Source organism: Azonexus sp. IMCC34839, from assembly GCF_047047955.1.
Taxonomy (GTDB): domain Bacteria; phylum Pseudomonadota; class Gammaproteobacteria; order Burkholderiales; family Rhodocyclaceae; genus Azonexus.
Window position 1 is genome coordinate 1,375,706 of sequence record NZ_CP150631.1, and the last position, 18,757, is coordinate 1,394,462.

The window sequence follows — 18,757 nt, forward strand, 5'->3', positions numbered from 1 at the left end:
CGCTTTATCAAGGAAAAACAAGCCACTTAGCCGAGAAGCCGATTCTGAGCGACGACCGCATATCGACAAGCAGCGCCCGTTCGCCTGTCGGCACTGGCTAAGTTGTAAAACTTTGTTATGCTCTTCCGACCATGGACATGACGACGACACCGCTGTCACCGCCTGCCACCGAGACCAGCGTCAAGAGCATACTTGAGTGGCTGGCACTCGCTCATGGACGGAGCGGCTCGGAGGATGCCGACCAGTTGCACGCCCAGTTCCTGTTGCTGCGCGACACTCCGGTACCACCGGGACAACGCCTGAAGCTTCTCGATCTGCTCTACGGACAGGCGGAACGCATCGTCAACGCCGAGATCCCGCAACTCAACGACGTCACACTGCCAATCTCCAGACGCTTGCGCCAACGTGTCCGCGTGATTCTCGACATGCTGAAGACGCTGGCGCAGGATTATTTCAACACCCTGGCCGACCTGTTCGACCCGGACGGCCCGCGCGCCCTGCAAACACCCCATACCTCGTTGCGGCGTGCCATGCAGGCGATTGCCTGGCAGATCAACATCAACTACTTGCTCTCTGCCCCGAGCACACCCGGCCATTGGCAACAGCTTCACGCTGCCTATCGTACGGCCCAGCGGCTCGGCATCGAAAGTTTTCCGGGCCCCCAGGGCACCCCGAGCATTGCTCAGCTATACAGCCGTATCGTCCTCGCTGCAATTGCCCAGCCAGCCTCCTTTTCGTCAAACGAACTGGAGTTTATTTGGGCTTATACGACGCAACATACCCCAGCGCTGGAGCTACTCGAACAAGCCCCGATGCACAGCACGGGCATCTTCTGGATCGACCCCGACCGCGACTTCCCTGCCTACGCACTGATAAGACGCCTTCCGGTCGATGCGGTGCAAACTCGGTATTTTGTCTGCGACGCCATCGCCGAACAGGCCAAACGCCACCATGAAGCCCTGAGCCAAGGAGCACCTGCCTCCTCCCTAGGACTACCAGCCTTTGCCGACACCCATGCCGGCCAAGCCATCCTCCTCCGTTTGCACCAGCTCTGGGGACACCCGACAAAACGTAAATTCCCGCGGCGCCGCCAGTCCTACCGCGCCCACATCTGCATAGGACTCACGACCATCTGGCAGCTGACAAAACACCCGTCGCGAACTCCGCCGACCGGGGAATGGATGGTCACCAACGAAAGCCCCGATGGCTATGCCGTGATGCACATGTCCGGCCAAGCAGAAAATATCCGCGTCGGCGAAATTGTTGCCCTGCAGCCTCAAGGAGAGCGGGCCGAAGCAACGCCCGTATGGCATATCTGCATGATCCGCTGGGCCACTTCGGAAAACCCGGAACACCTGGAGCTAGGGCTGGAAATACTGACCTCCCGAGCGCAGGCAGTGGAAATCGTTCGGGCCGACGAGCAAATGCTTGGCAAGGTTTCCGGCCTGATCCTTCCCGAAACCCCGCCCCTACGCCCTCAACGCTGCCTGGTCGCGCCGGCAGGTTTGATCCGTGAAGGCTCGCGGCGGGTGGTGATACTAGCCGAAAGCGACAAGCTCGAAGTGCTCGAACTGCAGGTCACCCATCTCGTCGAACAGACAGGGAACGTGGAAGCTTTCAGCGTCCAGCCTGAGGACTTACCTTAGCGGCAATCAATCCGCCGAACAGGATCAGCGCCCAAGACAGGTGGAGCCAGACCAGGAACACCGGGAAGGCAGCAAACGCCCCATAGATGCTTTTCAGCATCGCTGAACTGACGAGAAATACCTCGAACAGCTTCTGCATCGCGGTGAATGCCACTGTCGCAAAAACTCCGCCGATCAAAGCCGCACGCTTGCTCACCCGGGCATTCGGCACGGCGTAATAGAGGAAAGAGAAGAACAAGCCCATCAGCAGAATCGCTACGCCTTTCAGGGCGATGCGGCGAAACCATGCAGGCTCGTCGAACAAACCGAGAGAGGAAGTCACGGCAAAGGAGACAACCCCCGCTACGGCCCCCAATAGGAATGGCCACACCGCCATCACAAAAGCATACAAACGCAAGCGCGCCAGCAACGGTCGCGGCTGAACCAGCCACAAGTGATTGAAGGCTCGCTCTATCGTATGCATCAACATGAAAGCCGTCACACCCAGCAGCGCGATACCAGCCCAAGTCAGTTGCTGCGCCTTGTGCGAAAAACGCCCGATATTGCCGACTATGGTGTTGGCAGCCCCCGCCGGCAACAAGGCTTCACGAATCAATTGCTCCAAGCGCCCTAGCAGAACGTCGAAATACGGAACCGCACTAGCCACTGATACCACGACAGCGACCAACGGCACCAAAGACATCAATGTCGTAAACGCCAGAGCTGCACTGGTCTGCATCATGTTCTCCTCGAAGAAGCGACGCAGTATTCCCGCACTACCTTTTGGCGAGGCAGCGCGTTTTCGAGATGATCGGGGGCGTGTCGACATGGGGCCGTATAATAGCCCACCCCATTGAAATCACTGGGACTCCAACAGACAAGTAGCACCCCATCCAAGCAGCCCCACCCAAAAATCACGAGCAGTTTCATGACCCCGAAGCACTATCGTTTGCTGGCCAGTACCAGTCTGATCGCCTTGATCTTCCTTTGCCTGGCCTGGGAAGCCTGGCTTGCCCCGCTGAAGCCGGGCGGCTCCTGGATGACATTGAAGGCAGCCATCCTTCTTTTTCCGCTTTTTGGCATCCTGCGCGGCAAGCGTTACACCTACAAATGGCTATCTTTGTTGGTACAGATTTACCTCCTGGAAGGCTTGACCCGCGCCACTACTGACCAAGGACTAAGCCGCCATCTCGCAACCGGTGAAACTCTGCTTGCGGCTATATTGTTTTTCTCGACAGTGATGTTCGTCCGCTCCACGCGGCAAACGGACGAAAAAAAAGCTGCTTCAGCAGACTGAAGCAGCTTTTTGGAACAACCCGCAATCAAACATCGCCCTGAGCACGCACCTTGTCCAAGCTGGAGTGCAACTTGTTCAGCGCATTCAAGTAAGAGCGTGCCGAGGCGATGACGATATCGGTATCGGCACCGTTGCCATTGACGATACGCCCCCCCTTGGCCAAACGGGTCGTGACTTCCCCTTGCGCATCTGTCCCGGTAGTGATCGCATTGACCGAATAGAGCAGTAGTTCGGCACCGCTGCCGACGATGCTTTCGATCGCCTTGAAAGTCGCGTCGACCGGCCCACCGCCACCGGCCTCACCCTTCTTCTCTGCCCCACCGACATTCAGGATCACCTTGGCCATCGGCAATTCGCCGGTCTCCGAACAGACATGGGAGTACACGAGCTTGTAATGCTCCTGCTCGGGCGTTACCACTTCGTCGGAAACCAGTGCGTGCAGATCCTCGTCGAAGATTTCATGCTTGCGGTCGGCCAGCTCCTTGAAGCGAGCAAATGCCGCATTCAGGGCCTCGTCGCTTTCGAGTTCGATTCCAAGCTCCTGCAGACGGGTCTTGAAGGCATTTCGCCCGGAATGCTTACCAAGGACCAATTTATTCTGCGTCCAACCCACGTCCTGGGCCCGCATGATCTCGTAGGTCTCGCGATGCTTTAGCACCCCGTCCTGATGGATACCGGACTCATGGGCAAAGGCATTTGCGCCGACTACCGCCTTGTTCGGCTGCACCGGGTAACCGGTGATCTGGGAGACCAATTTCGAGGCCGGCACGATCTGCGTCGTATCGACCCGTGTCTCGACAGGAAACACGTCGGCACGTGTCCGCACTGCCATCACGATTTCCTCCAGCGCAGCATTTCCAGCCCGCTCGCCCAAGCCATTGATCGTGCACTCCACCTGGCGAGCTCCAGCCAACACCGCTGCCAAAGAATTGGAAACGGCAAGACCGAGATCGTTGTGGCAATGCACCGACCAAACCACCTTGTCAGAATTGGGCACCCGCTCAATCAGCTGCCGCATGGTTTCGGCATACTGGAAGGGAATGTTGTAGCCAACGGTATCCGGCACGTTGATCGTAGTCGCACCAGCCTTGATCACTGCTTCAAAGATACGGCACAGGAAATCCAGTTCCGAGCGCCCAGCATCCTCGGCCGAAAATTCGACATCATCGGTAAACTGCCGCGCCCAGCCGATAGCTTTCACCGCTTGTTCGACCACCTGATCGGGAGTCATCCGCAGTTTCTTCTCCATATGGATCGGCGAGGTCGCGATGAAAGTGTGGATACGCCCCGACTTGGCCGGCTGGATGGCCTCACCGGCACGGCGAATGTCGTTCTCATTGGCACGCGCCAACGAACAGACTGTGGATTCCTTGATCGCCTGAGCAATGGCATGAATGGAATCGAAGTCCCCCGGGGAGGCTGCGGCAAAACCCGCCTCGATCACATCCACACGCATCTTCTCCAATTGGCGGGCAACGCGGATCTTTTCCTCTTTGGTCATCGACGCCCCTGGGCTTTGCTCCCCATCGCGCAAGGTTGTATCGAAGATCACCAGATGTTGTTTCATAAAACCACTCCGTCTTACTGCGGCTTGCGCTTCAGCAAACCAATTGCCGCCTGAACATAGCCAGACAAACCGTAAAGAACAAAAAAGCCGAACAAGGCGATTTCGGGACTATATGCCACCAGCGCAAAACCCAAGGCAATTGCCGCGATGACGAAGAACGGAACGCTCTTCTTCAGATTGATGTCCTTGAAACTATAAAAACGGATGTTCGACACCATCGTCACACCAGCAAAAATGGTCAGCGCACAAGCAAACCAGCGAACGTCGCTACCGGCCACTCCCGTTTCGATCATCACCCAGACCAAACCAGCCACCAGTGCTGCCGCCGCAGGCGAAGGCAAGCCCTGGAAATAGCGCTTGTCGATAACCTCCAGCGTCGTATTGAAGCGTGCCAGACGCAAGGCAGCTCCGGCACAATACACAAAGGCAGCGATCCAACCGAGGCGCCCAAGATCCCTAAGCGCCCACTCGTACATCACCAGCGCCGGTGCCGCACCAAAACTCACCATATCGGACAGCGAGTCATATTCGGCCCCGAAGGCTGACTGGGTATTGGTCAGACGAGCCACTCGCCCATCCAAACCGTCGAGTACCATCGCGATAAAAATCGCCATGGCTGCCCGCGCGAAATCCCCCTGCATGGCCTGCACGATGGCGAAAAACCCCGCAAACAGGGCAGCCGTGGTAAACAAATTGGGCAGTACGTAAATACCGCGCCGTTTGACTTCGGGGTTAAACAAGGACTTGCGTGGTTTGAGTTCAGTCATGGGTCGATTGCACTGCGTCGGAATATCGTTGAAGGATACACCCGTAAAGGTGCCATATCCGCAAACAACAAGGGCGGCACAGTCACCTGTACCGCCCATCGTCAGCCAGCTACGCTAAGTGGTCGATAACAAGGGAAACGGATACCCAGTCACCGAACACTCCACAAGCCGCTTAAGAACCGTCCGCTTAGTTCTTGGACTGGTCAACCAACTTGTTCTTCTTGATCCACGGCATCATGTCGCGCAGCTTTTCGCCGACCTGTTCGATCGGATGAGCGGCGGTCAGACGACGGCGTGCAGTCATCGAGGGATAGTTGGTGCGACCTTCCAGAATGAACATCTTGGCGTACTCGCCGGTCTGGATACGCTTCAGTGCGTTGCGCATGGCTTCGCGCGACTGAGCGTTGATGACTTCCGGACCGGTCACGTATTCACCGTACTCTGCGTTGTTCGAAATCGAGTAGTTCATGTTGGCAATGCCGCCTTCGTACATCAGGTCGACAATCAGCTTCAGTTCATGCAAGCACTCGAAGTAGGCCATTTCCGGAGCGTAGCCAGCTTCAACCAGCGTCTCGAAGCCCATCTTGACGAGTTCAACGGCACCGCCGCACAGAACGGCTTGCTCGCCGAACAGGTCGGTTTCGGTTTCTTCACGGAAGTTGGTCTCGATGACACCACCCTTGGTACCGCCGTTGGCCGCAGCGTAAGACAGGGCGATGTCCTTGGCCTTGCCAGACTTGTCCTGATAAACAGCGATCAGGGACGGCACGCCGCCACCCTTCAGGTACTCGGAACGCACGGTGTGGCCTGGCCCCTTCGGAGCAACCATAATGACGTCGACGTCAGCACGCGGCACGACCTGGTTGTAATGCACGTTGAAGCCGTGGGCAAAAGCCAGGGCAGCACCCTTCTTCAGGTTCGGAGCGACTTCTTCGTTGTAAACCTGCGGGATGTTCTCATCCGGCAACAGGATCATGACGACGTCGGCGCCCTTGACGGCCTTGGCAATCTCTTCGACCTTCAGACCGGCGGCTTCGGCCTTCTTCCAGGAAGCGCCATCCTTACGCAGGCCAACGGTGACCTTGACGCCGGAATCCTTCAGGTTCTGGGCGTGGGCATGGCCTTGCGAGCCGTAACCAACGATGGTGACCTTCTTGCCCTTGATCAGGGAGAGATCGGCGTCCTTGTCGTAATAAACTTTCATGAAATCCTCTTTATTGACAGATAGTTAGACTTTGAGAATGCGATCGCCGCGGCCAATGCCGCAAACACCTGTGCGTACCGTTTCAAGAATCAGCCCGGCATCGAGCGCAGCAATGAACGAGTCAAGCTTCGAACTGGCACCCGTCAGTTCGATAACGTAGGTCGATTCCGTCACATCGATGATACGACCACGGAAAATATCGGCCATACGCTTCATCTCTTCGCGGTCCTTACCCGTCGCCCGAACCTTGATCAGCATCAGTTCGCGTTCGACATGGGCGGCTTCGGAGAGATCGACCACTTTGACGACATCAACCAGCTTGTTGAGCTGTTTGGTGATCTGCTCGAGCACCTCGTCGGAGCCCCAGGTCAGAATGGTCATCCGCGACAACGAGGGATCTTCCGTCGGAGCCACGGTTAGCGATTCAATGTTGTAGCCACGAGCGGAAAACAGCCCGGCCACACGGGAGAGCGCCCCCGCTTCGTTTTCGATCAGGATGGAAATGATATGTCGCATTTTTCTTATCCTCCCCCGCTCAGATGTCTTCTGCGAGGATCATTTCGGTCAAGCCCTTGCCTGCGGCAACCATCGGGAAAACGTTGGCACCCGGATCGATAATGAAATCCATGAAGACGAGGTCGTTCTTGTGTTCGGTGAAGGCCTTGCGCAGCGCCGGCTCGACATCTTCCGGCTTTTCGATACGCATGCCGACGTGCCCATAAGACTCAGCCAACTTGACGAAATCCGGCAGCGAGGTCACGTAGGACTGCGAATAACGCTTGGAATAGAACATTTCCTGCCACTGGCGAACCATGCCGAGCATACCGTTATTCAGGTTGATGATCTTGATCGGCAGCTCGAATTGCTTGCAGGTCGACAATTCCTGAATACACATCTGGATCGAACCTTCACCGGTCACACAGGCAACTTGCGCGCCCGGGTTGGCGAACAATACGCCCATCGCGTAAGGCAAGCCGACGCCCATGGTTCCCAAGCCGCCGGAATTGATCCAGCGACGCGGCTTGTCGAACTTGTAGTACTGAGCGGCGAACATCTGGTGTTGGCCGACATCGGAGGTAATGAAAGCATCGCCGCCGGTCACTTCGTAGAGCTTCTCGACCACATACTGCGGCATGATGTATTCCGACTGACGATAGGCTAGCGAGTCACGGCTGCGCCATTCGTCAATCTGCTTCCACCAATCACCCACCTCAGGATCGGCCTTGAAACTGCCATCCATCAATTTGAGCATTTCATCGAGTACGTCGGCAACATTACCGACGATGGGCACATCAACCTTGACGCGCTTCGAAATCGACGACGGGTCGATATCGATATGAATGACGCGGCGCTTCTCCTGCCCATAGTGGTCGGGATTGCCGATCACTCGGTCATCAAAACGCGCACCGACCGCGAGGACCACATCGGCATAGTGCATCGCGTTGTTGGCTTCGAAAGTGCCGTGCATGCCCAGCATGCCAACGAATTGCTTGTCGGTCGCCGGATAGCCACCCAGCCCCATCAGGGTATTGGTAACCGGGAAATTCAATTTGCGAGCCAGCTCGGTCAGCTTTTCTGATGCATCCGACAGGATTACGCCACCACCTGTATAGATGATCGGACGCTTGGCTTCCTGCAAGATCTGCACAGCCTTCTTGATCTGACCAAGGTGCCCCTTGACCACGGGATTGTACGACCGCATCTGCACGGTCTTCGGGTAATCGAACTCGCAGACCTGTGCGGTGATGTCCTTGGGAATATCGACAACGACCGGCCCAGGGCGCCCGGTAGAGGCGATATGGAAAGCTTTCTTGATGGTGCTCGCCAAGTCCTTCACATCCTTGACCAGGAAGTTGTGCTTGACGCAGGGACGGGTGATACCGACCGTATCGCACTCTTGGAACGCATCCTGACCGATATAGGCGGTCGGCACCTGACCGCACAGCACGACCATCGGAATGGAATCCATGTAAGCAGTAGCGATGCCGGTTACCGTATTGGTTACACCGGGGCCGGAAGTCACCAAAGCCACGCCGACTTTTTGCGAAGAACGCGAATAGGCGTCGGCCGCATGCACAGCAGCCTGCTCGTGACGGACCAGGATATGCTTGACCTCTTCCTGCTTGAAGAGGGCGTCGTAAATGTGCAGGACGGAACCGCCCGGATACCCGAAGACGTAGTCGACCTTTTCTTCCTGCAGGCACCTGATTACAATTTCTGCACCGCTGATCATCATCCTTGAGCCCAAAAAAGCTATAGCCTAAAAGGGCGTAACCTTAATCTAGAGCCCAATTTCGGTCAAGGTTTCAAGGCAATCCCTAGATTCCTCAAGGCTTTTTCGGAAGATACTACCCTGGCTTCACCCCAACAACTCTCGAGCTTCCTCGAATCGGTAGAACGCAGAGCCTTCAAGCAGGCGATCTTTGCCGTTCACGACGAGGAAGCCGCTCTCGATATCGTTCAGGATGCGATGCTGAAGCTCGCCGAAAAATATGGCGATCGCCCGGACGAAGAGTTTCCGATGCTGTTCCAACGCATCCTGCAGAACACCATCCGCGACTATTACCGACGCAGCAAGGTCCGCTCCATGTGGACCACCCTGCTCTCCGCATTTTCGTCGGACGATGACGAAGACAGCGACCCTCTGGAGACACTTGCGGCCGACGAAGACGACAACGGCCTACGTACCCCCGAGGCCACGCTCCTGCAAAGCCAGACGCTCGAAGTCATCGAAGAAGAAATAAAAAAATTGCCAGCGCGTCAACGTGAAGCATTCCTCATGCGTTACTGGGAAGACATGGACGTAGCCGAGACCGCGGCTGCGATGGGCTGCTCAGAAGGCAGCGTCAAAACCCATTGCTCGCGCGCCACCCACGCGCTGGCAGCCGCCCTGTCGGCCAGAGGAATAAAGCTATGAAAGAAGAACGTTACGCATACCGGATTCGGCATGCGCTGAACCATGGATTGAAAGAGATCCCTCCAGCTTCCAGCCGTCGGCTGGAGGCGGCTCGCCATCTCGCCCTGTCACGACAAAAACAAGTCGCTGGCGAGGTCGCATGGGCCGGGGTCGGCAATATCAATCTCGGCCACAACCATCACTTCCCCTATTTTCGGCAACTGCTGGCAATGCTTGCCTTGCTGCTGGGGATGTGGATTTCATTCTACTGGCACAGCGTACAGTACGTTTCCGCACTCGAGGAAGTGGATAGCGCCCTTCTCTCGGATGACCTACCACCCGAGGCATTTCTCGACAACGACTTCTTTGAATGGCTAATCGACGACTCTCCGGAGGAATGATCCTCGCGCTATGGCTTACCTGTAGCCAAGCCGCCGAGCCCCCAACAACGGTCATTATCGGTACCCCACCGCAACCCGCTTGGTCGCAGCTCAACTCGCAGCAACGCAACATTCTGTCTCCTCTGGCAAAGGATTGGGACAGCATGGAGAACGTACGGCGCAAGAAGTGGCTTGGTATCGCTGACCGCTACCCGATAATGAAATCCGACGAGCAGCAACGCATGCAGGACCGCATGCGCGAGTGGGCATCCCTCACCCCGGAACAACGATCCAAGGTGAGAGACACCTATAAGGATTTCAACCAACTGCCGGCCGAGCAGAAAAAACTGGTCAAGCAAAAATGGGAGGCCTATTCCAACCTTCCACCTGAAGAAAAACAACGGGCGCGCGAGAGCGGAAAATCTTCAAAGCTCCTGGCTGTACCCACACCCGCCGAAACCACCGAACCCACTCCCGCTGGCAGCCCATCAGGCAGCTCTCCGGAAACGGGCAAACACTGACATCGATGCAGCTACAAACTCCGGGGATTGGCCGCCGCCTGGCCAGCATGTTGTACGAGGGGCTGGTAATTTTCGCCGTCCTGCTGATTTTCTTCTGGCTGCCACAAGCTTTGGTCGCCGGCATGTGGGGCATGCAGAGCGCAAAACTGCTCTGGCTCCACGTATTCCTGTTGCTCGGGTTTTATTTCGTTTGGTTCTGGCTAAAAGCTGGGCAGACGCTGCCGATGAAGACATGGCGCTTGCGCCTGGTCGACAACAAGGGCAGTCAACTCAGGCCATTGCAGGCCGTACTTCGCTACCTGGCCGCCTGGCCGAGCGTCTTATTGTTCGGCATCGGCATTCTGTGGGCCCTACTCGACAAGGACGCTCAGTTTTTGCACGACCGGATTGCCGGCACACGCATCGTCAAAGCAGACTGATCAGCGACGCTCCACCCACCACAGCATGCCAATCGCAGCCAGGAGGAAGAGTGCTGAAGGCGCTGTAGCGCTGGCAAACGGCGGCCAAGCGTTAATCACGCCGAGGTTGGAGAACAAACCGTTGAGGGCGTAAAACAGGATACCCAGCATCACGCCAGCGAAAATCTTCAAGCTGACGCCACCCACACGGTTGTGCGAATACCCGAAGGGCAAGGCCAAGGCAACCATGACCAGGGCCGCCAGCGGGTAGATCAGCTTCTTCCACAGCGCGATCTGGTAACGCTCGGTTTTTTGCTTGTTTTCGGCCAGATGGCGCGTATAGCTGAACAAGCCGTAGAGCGACATGCGCTCCGGAGAAACCATCAGCACGGCCAACAAATCCGGATTCACCGCGGAATGCCAATCGGCAACCGCTTGGCGTTCAACACGTGATAAATCCCCATCCAAGCTGGTGCTGACAACATCCTTCAACTCCCAACGATCCGGAAGATGGTATTCAGCTTGCTGGGCTTCGATCACGGATTCGAGGGTGTTGTCCGCCTTGAAGCGATAAATACGCACCCCTTCAAGCTTTGCATCGGGCGTCGCCTTGCGGATATTGATGAAGCTACGCCCGTCCTTGATCCACAACCCACTCTCGAATCCGCTCTGGGCAATCACCTTGCTGAGGGCCGTAGCTCTCAACTCCTGCCCGAAGCGCTCGGCGAACGGCACCAAACCCTCGCCGACGATAAACGTGAGCAATGCCAACAAACCTGCCGCCCGGAACAAGGTCATCAGCAAATCACGTGTTGCCAGCCCAGAAGCCCGTAAAACGGTGATCTCGGAATGCCTGGCCAAGGTCGACAAGGCATACAGGGCACCGATCAGCGTCGCGATCGGTATCAATTCGTAAACCAAACCGGGAAGGCTCAGCGCGACAAAAAGTGCCGCATGCCCCAGTGTGTAGCCCCCCTTGCCGACACTGCGCAATTCGTCAATGAAATCGAAAAAGCTGAACAGCGCCAGGAAAGCTGCGAGCACCAGAAAGACCGCGGCGAAGGTCTCTCGCATCAGGTAGCGCTGGTAGAGATTCAAGCGAAACATCACGCCCCCCGCCGCTGCCAAGGCATGCGTATTGCGACGCGACGATAGAAAAGCACCAGCAGCGGCAACAGCATCAAGGCATGTACCGCCCAGACACCGACCCAGAAGGACATTTTTCCTTGCGCTACCCAAGCCTGACTGACCGACATCAGATTGCTATAGATGGCGTAGATCAGGATGGCGATCAACATATTGGCCGAACGACCGGCGCGCGGATTCACGTAAGACAGAGGGATCGCCAGAAGCGCGAGAATCAGCGCGGAAACCGGCATCCCGATGCGCCACAGCAACTCCCCGCGCGCCACATTGCTTTTTTCAAAGACCAATTCAGTCAGCAACATCCGACTGGGCGAACGCTCTGCGGGACGCGCCTCGCCGTCTTCCATGCGCACCTTGTAGCGTTCGAATTCCATGACCTTGAATTCCGGCGAGCCCGGCTCGACTTCGTAACGCCGACCGTCCTCCAGAACGACGAAGCGATCGCCGTTTTCGGCCACTTCCTGATAGCCGGAGTCGGACATCACAACGCCCAGTTTCCCTTCCTGCATGGAGGCTACGAAGACATTGCCGACGCGGCTGGCATCGTCGGCAATCGCCTCCACGAAGAAGACACGCTGCCCCTGCTTGACCTCGCGGAATGCACCAGGCGATACCTGCGATAGTTCACTGCGAGCCTTCAGCCTTTGCCGATAATCGGCCGTACTGTAATTCGCCCACGGCGAAAGGAAGCCGGCCAGCACGGCGATGGCGACCACAATGGGCGCGGCGAATCTCAAGACCGGACGCACCCAGGCAGTCAGCGGTTGCCCGCAGGAAAACCAGACGACCATTTCCGAATCGCGATAGGCTCTGGACAGACTGAGCAGAATCGCGACGAAAAGTGTCAGCGATAGCAGGATGGGCATGAAGTTCAATGCGGCAAAGCCGAGCAGCGAAGCAACCGCTTCAGGCGCGATGCGGCCGCCCGCTGCATCCTTGAGCAGGCGAATCAATTGGGTAGAGGTCAGGATAGCCAGCAACGCGACACTGATGCCGGCTGCTGCCTGAGCGAATTCACGCCGGGCGGCGCGCTCGAATATCATGCTTTTGACGAAACCAAAAAAATGCGGGGATAATCCCGCGAAAACCGATATTTCCTTGATCAGGAGCAGCTTGTGGAATTTAGCATAAAAAGCGGCAGCCCGGAAAAACAGCGTACGGGTTGCGTCGTCGTCGGAGTGTTCGAATCGAAGAAACTGACACTCCCCGCCGAGCTGCTCGACAAGGCTGCACACGGCTTCATCGCTGATATTCTCCGACGTGGCGACATGGAAGGTAAAGCTGGCACCACGGTCGTTCTGCACAACGTACCGGGTACGCTGTGTGACCGTGTCTTGCTGGTCGGCCTGGGCAAGGAAAAGGAATTCCGCGAGAAGGAATTCGGCAACACCCTGCGCACGGTCATCAAGGCACTAAACGATACCGGCACCAGCGACGCGGCAATTTTCCTGACCGAACTTCCGGTCAAGAAGCGCGATCTGGCCTGGCGCATGCGGCAGGCGGCGATGATCGCCCTCGACAGTACCTATCGCTTCGAAGACTACAAGAGCAAGAAGAACGAACAACGCCGCCCATTGCGCAAGCTGATGTTCGGCGTTGAACGGCGCAACGAACTGGCCGTTGCCGAAGAAGCGATGAAACAAGGCATCGCCATCGCCGAAGGCATGGCCATGGCCCGAGACCTCGGCAACACCCCGCCCAATGTCTGCCACCCGACCTACCTGGCAGAGCAAGCCGAGGCCTTGACCAAGGAATTCAACCTCGGCTGCGAGGTTCTGGATCGCGCCGAGATGGAAAAGCTGGGCATGCACTCCCTGCTCGCTGTGGCTCGCGGCGCCCACCAGCCACCCAAACTGATCGTGCTGACCTATCAGGGCGGCAAGGCCGGCGAAAAACCCATCGTTCTGGTTGGCAAGGGGGTTACCTTCGACACCGGCGGCATCTCGCTGAAACCGGCTGCCGATATGGACGAAATGAAATACGACATGTGCGGCGCAGCCGGCGTACTGGGCACCATGAAAGCCGTGGCGCAGATGGCCCTGCCGATCAACCTGACGGTCATCGTTCCGGCCACCGAAAACATGCCGGGCGGCAACGCCACCCGCCCCGGTGACATCGTCACCTCGATGTCCGGCCAGACCATCGAGATCCTGAACACCGATGCCGAAGGGCGCCTGATCCTGTGCGACGCCCTGACCTACGCCGAGCGTTTCGAACCTGATACGGTCATTGACGTCGCCACGCTGACCGGCGCCTGTGTCGTGGCCCTGGGCGGTGTCGCCAGCGGCCTGTTTGCCAATAAGGACAGTCTGGCCCGCGACCTGCTGGAAGCTGGCGAAGACGCCCACGACCGCGCCTGGCACATGCCGCTATGGGACGACTACCAGGAGCAATTGAAGAGCCCCTTCGCCGACATGGGCAATGTCGGTGGACGCATGGGCGGCGCCATCACGGCCGCTTGCTTCCTGTCCCGTTTCACCAAGAAATACGACTGGGCACACCTGGACATTGCCGGCACCGCCTGGAAATCCGGCAGCGACAAAGGCGCCACCGGCCGCCCGGTGCCCTTGCTGGCCAACTACCTGTTGCGCCGCGCGGGGAAAATCGATTGACCCAGGTTTTCTTCTACCACGGCGCCTCCGACAAGCTGGCCGCCGCCTGCGCACTGATTTCCGGCACCTACGCCAAGAAGAAGTCGATACTGGTCTATGCGCCAGACAGCGCCATCGCCGACGGCATCGACCGATTGCTGTGGACCAACGCGCAACTGAGCTTCATTCCGCACTGCCGGGTCGATTCACCATTGGCCTCCGAGACGCCCATCCTGATCGCGGGCGAAATGCCTGCGCAGCCGACGCAAAACGAACGCCTGATGAACCTTGGCCGCGACATTCCGCCAGGCTTTTCCCGCTTTCAGAGTCTGGTCGAGGTCGTTGGCCAGGACGAGGGCGACCGCCTCGCTGCCCGCGATCGCGTCAAGTCCTACCGCGAGCAAGGCTACGAAGTTCAGTATTTCGACTTGAGCAACCGTTAAGGAAACGCCGTGCCCAACCCGATCATCGCCCGTGCCGATGCCCTGATGCAGCGCCGCCGCCAGAATGGCAGCGAAGCGGACGACGTTCCGGTCCTGACCGATGCTGTGGACGACGAGGACATCCCGGTTCTGTTCAATGTCGACCTGCCGCACTTCGAAGCAACGCATCCGGCGCTCGACGAACCGTTGCCGACCCTGGAAATCAGCTTCGCCGAGCTGCCCCCTGAGGCCGACGAAGCTTCAGCCGCAACAGCATTTTCGCCCGAGGCACCAGCCCCTGAATTCGCAGCCTATCCACTGGCCGAACCGGCCGAGCCTGCAGAACCAGAGCCCGTCCCAGCCACTGTGTCACCCGCCACCGATGTCGCATTGCGCGAAGCGCTGATCCGCGAGGTCGCACAACGCATCGAGCGCCGCCTCGCGGCCGAACTTCCGCAGTTGATCGCTGATACCGTCGCGGAGATTCTGGCCGAGCAGGCCAGCACCGACGAAATCCGCTGATTAGCAGCACTGCTGCGGTGCACCGGCCCTGTCCGGTATAATTCAAGGTTTTCCCCTTTTCTTCCAGACAGATGGAACTCGCCAAAGCCTTTGAGCCTGCGGATATTGAACGCCGCTGGTACCCCGAGTGGGAATCCAAGAATTACTTTGCCGCTGGCGTCGACGCCAACAAGGCAGACAATTTCTGCATCCTGCTGCCGCCGCCGAACGTCACCGGCACCCTGCACATGGGCCACGGCTTCAACCAGACGATCATGGACGCCCTCACCCGCTACTACCGGATGAAGGGCCACAATACGCTGTGGCAGCCGGGCACCGACCATGCCGGCATCGCCACGCAGATCGTCGTCGAGCGCCAGCTGGACGCCCAAGGCGTCAGCCGCCACGACCTCGGCCGCGAGAAGTTCCTGGAAAAAGTCTGGGAATGGAAGGAATACTCCGGCGGCACCATCACCCGCCAGATGCGCCGCATGGGCACCAGCCCGGACTGGAAGCGCGAGCGCTTCACGATGGATGCCGGCCTCAACAAGGTCGTCACCGAAACCTTCGTTCGCCTCTACAACGAAGGCCTGATCTACCGCGGCAAGCGCCTGGTGAACTGGGACCCGAAGCTGCACACCGCCGTATCCGACCTGGAAGTCGTCCAGGAAGAAGAAGATGGCTTCATGTGGCACATCCGCTACCCGCTGTCCGACGGCTCGGGTAGCCTGGTGGTCGCCACCACCCGCCCGGAAACCATGCTCGGCGACACCGCCGTGATGGTCCACCCGGAAGACGAGCGCTACAAGCACATGATCGGCAAGATGGTGAAGCTGCCGCTGACCGAGCGCGAAATCCCGATCATCGCCGACAGCTACGTCGATCTCGAATTCGGCACCGGCTGCGTCAAGGTCACGCCAGCCCACGATTTCAACGACTACGCCGTCGGCCAGCGCCACGGCCTGCCGATGATCTCGATCCTGACGCTGGACGCCAAGATCAACGACAACGCGCCGGAAAAATACCGCGGCCTCGACCGCTTCGACGCTCGCAAGGCCGTCGTCGCCGATCTGGAAGCCCTCGGCATCCTGGAAAAGACCGACAAGCACAAGCTCAAGGTACCGCGCGGCGACCGCACCGGTGTCGTCATCGAGCCGATGCTCACCGACCAGTGGTTCGTCGCCATGTCCAAGCCGGGCGCCGATGGCAAGTCGATCACCGAGAAGGCACTGGAAGTCGTCCACTCCGGCGAGATCAAGTTCTACCCGGAAAACTGGGTCAACACCTACAACCAGTGGCTGAACAACATTCAGGATTGGTGTATTTCCCGCCAGCTGTGGTGGGGCCATCAGATTCCGGCTTGGTACGGCGTCAATGGCGAGGTGTTCGTCGCGCAGAACGAGGACGAAGCCCGCAAGCAGGCCGACAAGGCCGGTTACGCCGGCCAGCTGACGCGCGACGAAGACGTGCTCGACACTTGGTATTCGTCCGCCCTGTGGCCGTTCTCGACCCTCGACTGGACCGGCGACGAAGCCTCCGACGCCGCCAACCCGATGCTGCAACAGTACCTGCCCTCCTCCGTGCTGGTCACCGGCTTCGACATCATCTTCTTCTGGGTGGCGCGCATGGTCATGATGACCAAGCACATCACCGGCAAGATCCCGTTCAAGCACGTCTACGTGCATGGCCTGATCCGCGATGGCGAAGGCCAGAAGATGTCCAAGTCGAAGGGCAACGTGCTCGATCCGATCGACCTGATCGACGGCATCGGCATCGACGCGCTGGTCGAGAAGCGCACCTTTGGCCTGATGAACCCGAAGCAGGCCGAGAGCATTGCCAAGAAGACCAAGAAGGAATTCCCGGAAGGCATCCCGGCCTTCGGCACCGATGCGCTGCGCTTCACCTTCGCCTCGCTCGCCTCGCCGGGCCGCGACATCAAGTTCGACCTGAACCGCTGCGACGGCTACCGCAATTTCTGCAACAAGCTGTGGAACGCCACCCGCTTCGTACTGATGAACGTCGAAGGCCACGACCTGGCGCTCGACCACCAGCAGGGTCGTGGTGGCGAATGCGTCACGCCGGGCGGCGAACCCCGCCTGAAATTCAGTTTTGCCGATCGCTGGATCGTCAGCCTGCTGCAAAAGGTGGAAAAGGAAGTCGAACAGCACTTCACCGATTACCGTTTCGACCTGGTTGCCCAGGCCGTTTACAAATTCATCTGGGACGAGTTCTGCGACTGGTATCTGGAAATCGCCAAGGTGGAAATCCAGACCGGTGACGAAGCCCAGCAACGCGGCGCCCGTCGCACCCTCGTCCGCACGCTGGAAGCGATCCTGCGTCTGGCCCACCCGTTGATTCCGTTCATCACCGAAGAGCTTTGGCAAACGGTCGCCCCGATCGCCGGCCGCAAAATGCAGGATTCGATCATGCTTGCCGGCTATCCAACCTGCGAGCCGACCCGCATCGATGAAGCGGCCGAAGCCAAGGTCGAACGCCTGAAGGCGCTGGCCTACGCCTGCCGCAACCTGCGCGGCGAAATGGGCATTTCCCCGGCCCAGCGTACCCCCTTGCTGGTTGCCGGCGGCGGAGAGGAAATCAAGGAATTTGCCCCCATCCTGCAAGCGCTGGGCAAGCTGTCCGAAGTCCAGATCGTCGACGACATGCCGGCCGATGCCGTGGCCCCGGTCGCCGTGGTCGGCGAAACCCGCCTGATGCTCAAGGTCGAGATCGACGTCGCCGCCGAGAAGGAGCGCCTGAAGAAGGAAATCGAGAAGCTGGAAAAGCAGATTTCGATCGCCCAGGGCAAGCTCTCGAACGAAGGCTTCGTTGCCCGCGCCCCGGCCGCCGTGGTCGAGCAGGAAAAGCAGCGCGTCGCCGAATTCACGGCCACGCTGGACAAGCTGAAGCCGCAACTGGCCAAGTTGGGAGACTGAGATGGCAGAAGGCATGAAACAGCCTAGCGAACGCTTTACCGTCATCTTCAGCGCCTTCATGGTGTTCTGTGTGATGGTCTGGCTGTGGGGCCTGGGGCTGTTCATGCTCTGGCCCTGGCAGAAGGGCGGCGAATGGCTGCCCGAATTCCCGATTGTCGCCGTCTGCGCCGACGACAGCGTGTGCGCCGTGCCCTTCGGCGAACTGGCCCAAGCCAAGGTTTCCGGCAAGATCAAATCTCTGCTGCCGCCGGCCGAAACCGGCGAAACGGCCTACGAGCAGATCACGCTGCAGTGGAAGCGCCTGCCGAATGCCATCCAACTCAAGGCATCGGCGTGGAATTTCCAAACCACCGTGCGCTATCGCCTGGACAACGAAATGCCGGTGCTGATGGAGTACCAGGAAATCAACGGCAAGGTCTTCCTGTTCGCCATTGCCGGCGCGCTGGCCACCACCCTGCTGCTCTACCGACGCAAACTACGCAAATAAACTGACTGCTGCGGTGCACTGC

At 58.5% G+C, this 18,757-nt stretch carries 19 protein-coding genes; 11 read left to right on the top strand and 8 right to left on the bottom strand.

Annotated features, from left to right (window positions below):
• Nucleotides 1-131: 131 nt before the first annotated feature.
• On the top strand, nucleotides 132-1,646 hold the full coding sequence (locus WIF35_RS06860) for a hypothetical protein (protein WP_412480819.1): 1,515 nt from the start codon (nucleotides 132-134) through the stop codon (nucleotides 1,644-1,646).
• Here the strand turns inward: WIF35_RS06860 and WIF35_RS06865 are convergent.
• Nucleotides 1,618-2,367 (bottom strand): YhjD/YihY/BrkB family envelope integrity protein, encoded by a 750-nt coding sequence (locus WIF35_RS06865; RefSeq protein WP_412480820.1) that lies wholly within the window; start codon nucleotides 2,365-2,367, stop codon nucleotides 1,618-1,620. The genes WIF35_RS06860 and WIF35_RS06865 overlap by 29 nt on opposite strands.
• 186 nt (nucleotides 2,368-2,553) lie before the next feature.
• Here WIF35_RS06865 and WIF35_RS06870 point away from each other — a divergent pair, with 186 nt between their 5' ends.
• Nucleotides 2,554-2,922 carry a DUF2069 domain-containing protein gene (locus WIF35_RS06870; RefSeq protein WP_412480821.1) on the top strand — a complete coding sequence of 123 codons (369 nt, stop codon included), beginning with the start codon at nucleotides 2,554-2,556 and terminating at the stop codon, nucleotides 2,920-2,922.
• A 25-nt stretch (nucleotides 2,923-2,947) separates the two neighbouring features.
• Here the strand turns inward: WIF35_RS06870 and WIF35_RS06875 are convergent, their stop codons facing one another.
• From WIF35_RS06875 to ilvB, 5 genes are all read right to left on the bottom strand, one after another.
• Nucleotides 2,948-4,489 carry a 2-isopropylmalate synthase gene (locus WIF35_RS06875; protein WP_412480822.1) on the bottom strand — a complete coding sequence of 514 codons (1,542 nt, stop codon included), beginning with the start codon at nucleotides 4,487-4,489 and terminating at the stop codon, nucleotides 2,948-2,950.
• 14 nt (nucleotides 4,490-4,503) lie between these two features.
• Nucleotides 4,504-5,256 (bottom strand): CDP-diacylglycerol--serine O-phosphatidyltransferase, encoded by a 753-nt coding sequence (gene pssA, locus WIF35_RS06880; RefSeq protein ID WP_412480823.1) that lies wholly within the window; start codon nucleotides 5,254-5,256, stop codon nucleotides 4,504-4,506.
• A gap of 187 nt (nucleotides 5,257-5,443) precedes the next feature.
• Entirely contained in the window at nucleotides 5,444-6,460 is a 1,017-nt protein-coding gene (gene ilvC, locus WIF35_RS06885; RefSeq protein WP_412480824.1) for a ketol-acid reductoisomerase, read from the bottom strand.
• A 24-nt stretch (nucleotides 6,461-6,484) separates the two neighbouring features.
• Entirely contained in the window at nucleotides 6,485-6,976 is a 492-nt protein-coding gene (gene ilvN, locus WIF35_RS06890; RefSeq protein WP_027459068.1) for an acetolactate synthase small subunit, read from the bottom strand.
• A 19-nt stretch (nucleotides 6,977-6,995) separates the two neighbouring features.
• A complete protein-coding gene (ilvB, locus tag WIF35_RS06895) occupies nucleotides 6,996-8,696 on the bottom strand; it encodes a biosynthetic-type acetolactate synthase large subunit (protein WP_412480825.1) in 1,701 nt (566 codons plus the stop codon).
• A 117-nt stretch (nucleotides 8,697-8,813) separates the two neighbouring features.
• On the opposite strand from ilvB, the gene WIF35_RS06900 reads away from it, so the two are divergent.
• The 4 genes from WIF35_RS06900 to WIF35_RS06915 are packed head-to-tail and all read left to right on the top strand — an operon-like array spanning nucleotide 8,814 to nucleotide 10,676.
• Entirely contained in the window at nucleotides 8,814-9,377 is a 564-nt protein-coding gene (locus WIF35_RS06900; protein ID WP_412481221.1) for an RNA polymerase sigma factor, read from the top strand.
• Nucleotides 9,374-9,757 carry a DUF3619 family protein gene (locus WIF35_RS06905; RefSeq protein ID WP_412480826.1) on the top strand — a complete coding sequence of 128 codons (384 nt, stop codon included), beginning with the start codon at nucleotides 9,374-9,376 and terminating at the stop codon, nucleotides 9,755-9,757. Before WIF35_RS06900 ends, WIF35_RS06905 begins: the two co-directional genes overlap by 4 nt.
• Complete coding sequence (locus tag WIF35_RS06910; RefSeq protein WP_412480827.1) at nucleotides 9,754-10,257, top strand: DUF3106 domain-containing protein; 504 nt, start codon at nucleotides 9,754-9,756, stop codon at nucleotides 10,255-10,257. Before WIF35_RS06905 ends, WIF35_RS06910 begins: the two co-directional genes overlap by 4 nt.
• Nucleotides 10,258-10,304: 47 nt before the next feature.
• On the top strand, nucleotides 10,305-10,676 hold the full coding sequence (locus WIF35_RS06915; protein ID WP_412480828.1) for an RDD family protein: 372 nt from the start codon (nucleotides 10,305-10,307) through the stop codon (nucleotides 10,674-10,676).
• Here the strand turns inward: WIF35_RS06915 and lptG are convergent, their stop codons facing one another.
• Nucleotides 10,677-11,762 carry an LPS export ABC transporter permease LptG gene (gene lptG, locus WIF35_RS06920; RefSeq protein ID WP_412480829.1) on the bottom strand — a complete coding sequence of 362 codons (1,086 nt, stop codon included), beginning with the start codon at nucleotides 11,760-11,762 and terminating at the stop codon, nucleotides 10,677-10,679.
• Nucleotides 11,762-12,844 (bottom strand): LPS export ABC transporter permease LptF, encoded by a 1,083-nt coding sequence (gene lptF / locus WIF35_RS06925; RefSeq protein WP_412480830.1) that lies wholly within the window; start codon nucleotides 12,842-12,844, stop codon nucleotides 11,762-11,764. Before lptF ends, lptG begins: the two co-directional genes overlap by 1 nt.
• Before the next feature lie 72 nt (nucleotides 12,845-12,916).
• On the opposite strand from lptF, the gene WIF35_RS06930 reads away from it, so the two are divergent.
• The 5 genes from WIF35_RS06930 to WIF35_RS06950 all read left to right on the top strand — a co-directional run bounded on the left by WIF35_RS06930 (nucleotide 12,917) and on the right by WIF35_RS06950 (nucleotide 18,735).
• Entirely contained in the window at nucleotides 12,917-14,413 is a 1,497-nt protein-coding gene (locus WIF35_RS06930; RefSeq protein ID WP_412480831.1) for a leucyl aminopeptidase, read from the top strand.
• The gene (locus tag WIF35_RS06935) at nucleotides 14,410-14,835 is read left to right on the top strand and encodes a DNA polymerase III subunit chi (RefSeq protein WP_412480832.1); all 426 of its coding nucleotides are present in this window, start codon (nucleotides 14,410-14,412) and stop codon (nucleotides 14,833-14,835) included. Before WIF35_RS06930 ends, WIF35_RS06935 begins: the two co-directional genes overlap by 4 nt.
• Nucleotides 14,836-14,844: 9 nt before the next feature.
• Complete coding sequence (locus tag WIF35_RS06940; protein ID WP_412480833.1) at nucleotides 14,845-15,336, top strand: hypothetical protein; 492 nt, start codon at nucleotides 14,845-14,847, stop codon at nucleotides 15,334-15,336.
• 71 nt (nucleotides 15,337-15,407) lie between these two features.
• Nucleotides 15,408-18,248 (top strand): valine--tRNA ligase, encoded by a 2,841-nt coding sequence (locus tag WIF35_RS06945; RefSeq protein WP_412480834.1) that lies wholly within the window; start codon nucleotides 15,408-15,410, stop codon nucleotides 18,246-18,248.
• A 13-nt stretch (nucleotides 18,249-18,261) separates the two neighbouring features.
• Entirely contained in the window at nucleotides 18,262-18,735 is a 474-nt protein-coding gene (locus WIF35_RS06950; protein ID WP_412480835.1) for a hypothetical protein, read from the top strand.
• The last annotated feature ends 22 nt before the right edge of the window (nucleotides 18,736-18,757 follow it).